This window comes from Spirosoma jeollabukense (assembly GCF_054777855.1).
In genome coordinates this window covers 1-1,467 of sequence record NZ_BAAHAD010000053.1, presented here as the reverse complement: position 1 = coordinate 1,467, position 1,467 = coordinate 1, and the positions used below count along the sequence as shown (strand labels likewise).

General features: G+C 34.9%; 1 rRNA gene. It reads right to left on the bottom strand.

The features are described from left to right. Positions 1–6: 6 nt before the first annotated feature. Positions 7–1,467: ribosomal RNA gene (locus tag ACYVEA_RS34420) — 16S ribosomal RNA — on the bottom strand; the annotation flags it as partial.

Here is a 1,467-nt window from a genome sequence, read left to right as displayed (position 1 = left end):
ATCATGATGGGCCATATTCCCCGTGCAACTTCCGCTACACGAACCATATTTCGACTTAACACTAATTAGAAGTGTACATATGAAGAAACCTATTATAAAATTAAAACCTTGTTTTTTAATTTATTAAAATAAGTAAGCAAACTTATTGTACACACTCCTTTCAGCATGCGACGAGTGATTAGTACCAAACCGAGATGAAATTCACCGTGACATGGTGATTCACGATTACTAGTAATTACTTATTCATATAGCCGAGTTACAGACTACAATCCTTATCCTATTTATTCTATTTTAGAGATTAGCTTAAATTTTAATTTTTGCATCTCTTTGTCTAGATACATGTGGCACGTCTGTAGCCCACAATATAAAGGCCATGATGACTTGCCTTAGTCCCTGTTTATTTTATCAAATAAAGACTAAAAAACCTTATAAAAAATTGAATATTAAAACAAATTTTATAAATAAGGTAAGGGTTCATATCAATTTTACAACTATTGCTGTAGTTTCGCAACATTAACTTAAGACAGCCGTGCAACACTTGTTATTTATATACTAATTTTGTAATTAATATATAAATAATTCAAATTGTGGTAAGGTTTTTCGTGGATCATCGAATTAAACAACATACTTCACTACTGATGTCAGAAACGGACTAGTGATTTCAGTTCCTGCGTTGCCACATTACTCTTAAGGTGAAATGTTTACACTTTCATTTATAAAAAAATAATATTTTTTTATGACATTCATAATTTACTGCTAAGATTACGAGGGTTTCTAATCCTCTTCATTGGCTTAGCCTTCGTCCTTCAACGTCAGTTTTTACATAAAAGGCTGCTTTCGCTTACCAGTCTCCATCGGGATCATAGAATTTTATTTCTTGCTTTACTCCGTAGATACTACCTTTTCATATTAAACTCTAGATAGAAATAATTCCTATTTTAGGTAATTTCTTCCGTCTGGGTACCCTTTAAACCTATTGATGATGAATAATACTAGTCTCTTACGTATTACCGCGACTGCTGGCACGCAATTAGTCAAGACACGATATATATACTGTCATTATCAATATATAAACAAAGCTTCATTCAATTCTAATATAATCTTTTCATATGGGACGGCCAGTCCTATGGTGTTATAAAACTCGCCCTCACAATAAGAGGAGCTTCGCCCCTCCTAAAGATATCGGACTTGACCCATAGCTGTTTTGCTCCCCATACTGGAAGACTTGCCACTTCTCCAAGTTGCCAGTTCAGCCGTTAGGCCATTGACCAAGATTCCTCACTGCTGTACTAACTTGCATTGGGGTTTTTTCAGACCCAATGTGGTCGATCAACCTTTCAGATTCGACTACGAGAGTTTAAGGCTAGTTAAGTCATCACCTTAACTACTACCTATCTCGAAGATATTTATTATCCTCTTAAAGCAGAAACGATGAGAAGCCTAGCTTTATTTGCCAAGTTCTCATCC